The following is a 5,848-nucleotide window of genomic DNA, read 5'->3' as shown; positions in this document are numbered from 1 at the left end:
GCCGCCACAATTAAAGGTAATCGCTGTAAAGTAAATACCGTAAGCCATACCGCATTTAGAGGGTTTGGTGGCCCACAAGGAATGATTATGGGCGAGCTAATAATGGACGATATAGCCGCCAAATTAGGTAAAGATCCGCTTGAGATCCGAAAACTTAATTTATATAAAAAAGGCCGCGACACCACGCCGTATCATCAAACCGTAGAGCAACATATTTTAATAGATATGATAAGCCAGCTTGAGGAGTCGGGTGACTACTGGGCACGCAAAACTGCTATTAAAGCATTTAACGCATCGTCGCCTATTATCAAAAAAGGCCTTGCGATGACGCCGGTTAAATACGGTATATCGTTTACTGTACAACACTTAAATCAAGCTGGTGCACTTGTGCATGTTTATAGCGATGGCTCGATACATTTAAACCATGGCGGCACCGAAATGGGCCAAGGGCTTAACACCAAAATTGCACAAATTGTGGCTCATGGTTTTGGGGTTGATTTTAACGCGGTAAGTATTAGCGCTACCCGTACAGACAAAGTACCAAACACCTCGCCTACAGCTGCCTCAAGTGGTACCGACTTAAACGGTATGGCGGCACTAAATGCAGTAAACACAATAAAAGAGCGCTTAATACACTTTATAAGCGAGCACTTTGAAGTTGAGAGCAACACTATTGTATTTAAAGATAACCTAATTACCTTTAGTAAAGGCGAAATTAGCTTTAGTGAACTTGCAAACCTTGCTTACATGAATCGTATATCGCTTTCATCAACCGGTTATTACGCCACGCCTAAAATTCATTACGATAGAGCTAAAGGCGAAGGCCGGCCGTTTTTTTACTACGCTCACGGCGTAGCACTGAGTGAAGTTGAGGTAGATACACTTACGGGCGAAAACACGGTAACACGCGTTGATATTTTGCACGATGTAGGCAGCTCAATTAATCCAGCACTTGATATAGGCCAAATTGAAGGCGCCTTTGTACAAGGCATGGGTTGGCTAACAACCGAAGACTTACAATGGAACGATAGAGGGCAGCTTGCAAGCTTTGGTCCTGCTAACTACAAAATACCAGCCATTGGCGATACACCCGCCGAATTTAACGTCAATTTATATAACTCTGCCAATCCAGAAACCACCGTATTTAGATCAAAAGCTGTAGGCGAGCCGCCGTTTATGTTGGCCTTTAGTGTATGGAGCGCTATTCGTAACGCCATAAGCAGTGTGGCTGATTACAAATACACCGCCCCACTTGATACGCCTGCTACACCTGAGCGTGTATTAAATGCAATTGAGCAAACCGCTAGCTGGTTTAAGGAGCATCAAAATGGCTAATTTAAATGAGTCGTTTCAGGGTTTTCATACTCAAAATTGGGCGCAGGCTATAAACGAGCACGAACAAAGAGGCACTAATTATGTTATTGCCACAGTGCTTGGCACAAATGGCTCAACCCCACGCGGCACAGGCTCTAAAATGGTAATAAGCGGCGAGCATATTTACGACACCCTTGGCGGTGGTCACCTTGAATACGTAGTAATTGAAAAAGCCCGCGAACTACTTGCCAAAGGCGAAGCCGCCCAAGTAATTGAGCAATTTAACCTAGGTGCAAATTTAGGCCAATGCTGCGGGGGAGCTGCCACCGTTATGCTTGAGTGCATGCAATGCGAGCGCTTTACCCTCGACATTTACGGCGCAGGCCATGTAGCACAAGCGCTCATTGGTATATTGGCACAACTACCTATGCGCATACGCTGGATAGATAGCCGCGCAGATGTATTTCCACAATCAATCCCTAATAACGTAGTAAAAGTGGTTGATGAAGAGCCAACAGAACAAGTAAAACGTGCGCCTAAAGCTAACAATTACTTAATACTGACCCATAACCACCAGCTCGACTTTGCACTCACCCAAGCCATTATTAAACGCGCTGATGCCAATTGGCTGGGCGTTATTGGCTCTGACACTAAAGCAAAACGTTTTAAACAACGCCTAGCTCATCGCGATTTTACCACCGATCAAATAAAGCAAATGGTCTGCCCTGTTGGGCTTAAAAATATTACGGGCAAGCTCCCTATGGAAGTAGCAATATCAATTAGCGGGCAGTTAATTGGCCTTTATCAAGCTATGCAAACCCACGCACCCAAACGCCAAGGCTTGCAATGGCGCGCACTTAAAAATGCCTTAATTAGCACCACGCACGAGGAAGAAAGCGCATGAGTAGCTTAAAAATTAATAATCTAAATGCAGCGCAAGCGCATCAAGCTTTAGAGCACTGCTGCGCAGCACCAAATTGGGTAAGCGGTATGCTAAATATCATGCCATTTAAAAATAAAGAGCACCTATATCAAAGCGCGCAAAGCGTATGGGATAGCCTAGGCGAAAGCGACTATTTAGCAGCCTTTGAAGGTCACCCGCAAATAGGCGATTTATCAACCCTTAGCAAAAAATACGCCGCCACTGCGCAAAAAGCGGGGCATGAGCAATCGGGTATGAGCAAAGCAAACGAAGCCGTGCTTAAAAAAATGATTGCCCTTAATAAAGAGTACCTCAGCACGTTTGGTTTTATTTTTATTGTGTGTGCCAGTGGTAAAAGCGCTGAGCAAATGCTTGAACTCATAGAGCAGCGCATACACAACACCCGCAGTACAGAGCTAAATATTGCCGCGGGCGAACAAGCCAAAATAACAAAAATAAGATTGGAGTCATTGCTATGAATAAAAGTATGAAAAAAAGCCCTATCACTACCCATATTCTCGATACCAGCACTGGTAAACCGGCTGCAAATGTAGCAGTAAAATTATTTGTACAGAGCAATAACGAGTGGCATTTAATTGCTCAAGGCAAAACAGATACTGATGGGCGAATTACCGACTGGCTAGATACAGACGTAGAATTTGCAACCTACAAACTGGAGTTTGATTTAGATAGTTATTATCAAAATAAAGAAATGCCAGCGTTTTACCCAGAGGCGCAAATAACCTTTAGATTACAAGACAAAAAACACCATCACATTCCGTTATTGCTTAGCCCATTTGGCTACTCAACGTACAGAGGCAGCTAACAATGAGCACGCAAAACAATAATAAAATGACCGTAATTTGTGCCAACATACTAGATTTTGTTGACGACCCAGCCATAGCCGGCGAGAACGCCCATCGCTATTTTGAAAAAGGCGCGTTAGTTATTCAAAACGGCAAAGTAATTAAACTTGGTTACGAACAAGACATACTGCCAAGCATTGATAAGTCAGCCACTATTATTCGCCACGATGGTAAATTGGTTATGCCCGGCATGATAGACACGCACATACACTTGCCTCAAACCGAAATGGTCGGCGCGTATGGCGAGCAGCTTTTAAGCTGGCTCACCGAATACGCGTTTCCGACAGAGAAAAAGTTTACCTGTGAGCACTATTCAAAAGACATATCTAATCGCTTTTTAGACGAACTACTGCGTAATGGCACCACTACCGCATTGGTATTTGGCACTGTGCACCCGCAATCGGTAGATGCGTTTTTTAACGAATCTCAAAAACGTAATTTACGTATGATTGCCGGTAAGGTAATGATGGATAGAAACTGCCCTGACGATTTATCAGATTGCGCGCAAACTAGTTACGATCAATCAAAAGCACTGATAGAAAAATGGCATAATGTTGATAGATTAAGCTACGCAGTAACGCCACGTTTTGCGCCCACATCTACTCCAGAGCAACTACAAAAATGTACTCAATTATTAGAAGAATACCCCGACACCTACCTGCATACCCACTTATCTGAAAACAAAGACGAGTGCGAATGGGTAAAAGGGTTATTTCCTGAAGCCGAAGATTACCTTGGCGTGTACGAGCAAGCTAAAATGGTGCGTAAACGCTCGGTATTTGCCCATAGTATTCATTTATCTGAGCGCGAGCTTTGCTGCCTTGCAGATAACAACGCGGCCATATCGCACTGCCCTACCTCTAACTTATTTTTAGGCTCAGGCTTATTAAACTTAAAAGCCTGTGAAGAGCACGGTATTAACGTAGGCATGGGTACCGATGTAGGCGCAGGCACAAGTTTTTCTATGCTACAAACAGGTAACGAAGCGTACAAAATTCAGCAATTACAAGGCCAGCGCTTTTCCGCGTTTAAAGGCATGTACCTAGCTACTTTGGGCGGTGCACGAGCGCTTGATTTAGAAGGCACCATAGGTAGCTTTGCTATTGGCTGTGAAGCCGACTTTATTGTAATGGATTACGCGGCCACCTCGTTTTTAAAATTCAGAATTGGCCATGCAAAAACCCTGCACGAGCAACTTTTTGCCATGATGATGCTAGGTGATGACCGCTGCGTTGAGCAAACCTACATTATGGGTAAAAGTGTGTACAAGCGCGATGATAGCAATCAATTTTCAGACACCCACACACCGCAATTAGAAGAGGCTTAACCTAATGGAAAACTATTTATTTGAGCTTGCCCATTTAGTACTGCGTTATTTTCATGTGATTGCAGGCATTGCGTGGATTGGGGCGTCGTTTTATTTTGCGTGGCTTGATAATAACTTACAAACCCCGCCACAGTGGAAACAAGACAAAGGCATAAAAGGCGATTTATGGGCCGTGCACGGCGGTGGCTTTTACGAAGTCGCTAAGTATCAAAATGGCCCTGAAGAAATGCCGCATACCCTGCACTGGTTTAAATGGGAAGCCTACACAACGTGGATCACCGGTATTTTATTATTTAGCCTACTTTATTATGTTGGCGCCGATGTTTACCTAATCGATAACAGCAAAAGTGAGCTAAGTAAGTTTGCTGCTATTGCCGCATCCCTTGGCTTTATTGGCTTGGGTTATGGTGTTTATCGTTTATTGTGTAAAACCCCACTCGTTGAAAACGGTAAAGCGTTTATTGCTGTGGTTATTGGCATATTGGCCCTTTGGACTTACGGGGTCGATCAGCTATTTAGTGACCGCGCTGTGTATATTCATGTAGGTGCGCTTATTGGTACGTGTATGGTTGGCAATGTGTACCACATTATTATGCCAGGGCAACGCTACATGGTAAGCGAAGTAGAAGCTGGCCGTATTCCTGAATCGCTCCCGGGTTTAAAGGCAAAGCTGTGCTCTGTTCATAATAACTACGCCACGTTACCAGTGGTATTTATTATGTTGAGCAATCACTTTCCTTATACTTACAGCCATAGCTTTGGCTGGCTTATTTTAATTGCACTGTTTGGTATTGGCATGTGGATACGCCATTACTTTAACTTAAAACATCAAGGCGTTAATAAACCCTCTGTACTTGTAAGTGGTATTGCCGCCTTTTTTGCCCTCATGCTGGCAATAGCACCTTGGCCCAGTACATCAACAAATGCAGACGAAAACGCGCCTTTACAAGCAAGTATTACCGACGCACAAGCGTGGGATATAATCAGCAAGCACTGTACCCAGTGCCACAGTGAAACACCTACATCAAAGCTTTTTCAAGCAGCGCCACTTGGCTTTAAGCTCGACTCTATTAATGATGTAAAAAAAGCCAGTACGCTTATTCATACCCGTGCGGTTATAACCAAAGATATGCCATTGGCTAATATGACCAAAATGACTGATGCAGAGCGTGAAACGCTAGGCTCTTGGCTCATAGCACTTAAAAAGGAGCAATAACATGAGCGAGCAATTTAAAAACTACCCGCGCGATTTAATTGGTTATGGCCCTGATGTACCACATGCAAATTGGCCCAATAAAGCCCGTATAGCTGTACAAGTGGTATTAAATTACGAAGAAGGCGGCGAAAACTGTGTATTGCATGGTGATGCAGCAGCCGAAACATTTTTATCTGAAATAGTCAGTGCCCCGCATGTAGAAG

At 43.9% G+C, this 5,848-nt stretch carries 6 protein-coding genes and 1 pseudogene; all 7 read left to right on the top strand.

From position 1 onward, the window contains the following. Positions 1 to 1,335: molybdopterin cofactor-binding domain-containing protein (locus tag L656_RS0114485; protein ID WP_024599738.1), on the top strand; the 1,335-nt coding region annotated here is incomplete at its 5' end. Beyond that, complete coding sequence (xdhC, locus tag L656_RS0114480) at positions 1,328 to 2,218, top strand: xanthine dehydrogenase accessory protein XdhC (RefSeq protein ID WP_024599737.1); 891 nt, start codon at positions 1,328 to 1,330, stop codon at positions 2,216 to 2,218. The genes L656_RS0114485 and xdhC, both read left to right, overlap by 8 nt. Next, positions 2,215 to 2,715 carry a 2-oxo-4-hydroxy-4-carboxy-5-ureidoimidazoline decarboxylase gene (gene uraD / locus L656_RS0114475; protein ID WP_024599736.1) on the top strand — a complete coding sequence of 167 codons (501 nt, stop codon included), beginning with the start codon at positions 2,215 to 2,217 and terminating at the stop codon, positions 2,713 to 2,715. The genes xdhC and uraD overlap by 4 nt, the downstream gene beginning before the upstream one ends. Then, entirely contained in the window at positions 2,712 to 3,062 is a 351-nt protein-coding gene (gene uraH, locus L656_RS0114470) for a hydroxyisourate hydrolase (RefSeq protein WP_024599735.1), read from the top strand. Before uraD ends, uraH begins: the two co-directional genes overlap by 4 nt. Before the next feature lie 2 nt (positions 3,063 to 3,064). After that, the gene (gene guaD, locus L656_RS0114465; RefSeq protein WP_024599734.1) at positions 3,065 to 4,429 is read left to right on the top strand and encodes a guanine deaminase; all 1,365 of its coding nucleotides are present in this window, start codon (positions 3,065 to 3,067) and stop codon (positions 4,427 to 4,429) included. A 4-nt stretch (positions 4,430 to 4,433) separates the two neighbouring features. Further along, positions 4,434 to 5,645 (top strand): urate hydroxylase PuuD, encoded by a 1,212-nt coding sequence (locus L656_RS0114460; protein WP_024599733.1) that lies wholly within the window; start codon positions 4,434 to 4,436, stop codon positions 5,643 to 5,645. Between the two features lies 1 nt (position 5,646). Beyond that, positions 5,647 to 5,848: pseudogene (locus L656_RS0114455) on the top strand (allantoinase); the annotation flags it as partial.

Origin of the sequence: Pseudoalteromonas sp. TAE56, from assembly GCF_000497955.1 — a bacterium.
Classification (GTDB): domain Bacteria; phylum Pseudomonadota; class Gammaproteobacteria; order Enterobacterales; family Alteromonadaceae; genus Pseudoalteromonas.
This window is presented reverse-complemented; position numbering and strand designations above follow the sequence as displayed.

What these genes read in the sequence shown, in the direction of transcription:
- uraD (WP_024599736.1), top strand. Translation starts at nt 2,215, where the DNA reads ATGAGTAGCTTAAAAATTAATAATCTAAATGCAGCGCAAGCGCATCAA.
- uraH (WP_024599735.1), top strand. Translation starts at nt 2,712, where the DNA reads ATGAATAAAAGTATGAAAAAAAGCCCTATCACTACCCATATTCTCGAT.
- xdhC (WP_024599737.1), top strand. Translation starts at nt 1,328, where the DNA reads ATGGCTAATTTAAATGAGTCGTTTCAGGGTTTTCATACTCAAAATTGG.
- L656_RS0114460 (WP_024599733.1), top strand. Translation starts at nt 4,434, where the DNA reads ATGGAAAACTATTTATTTGAGCTTGCCCATTTAGTACTGCGTTATTTT.
- guaD (WP_024599734.1), top strand. Translation starts at nt 3,065, where the DNA reads ATGAGCACGCAAAACAATAATAAAATGACCGTAATTTGTGCCAACATA.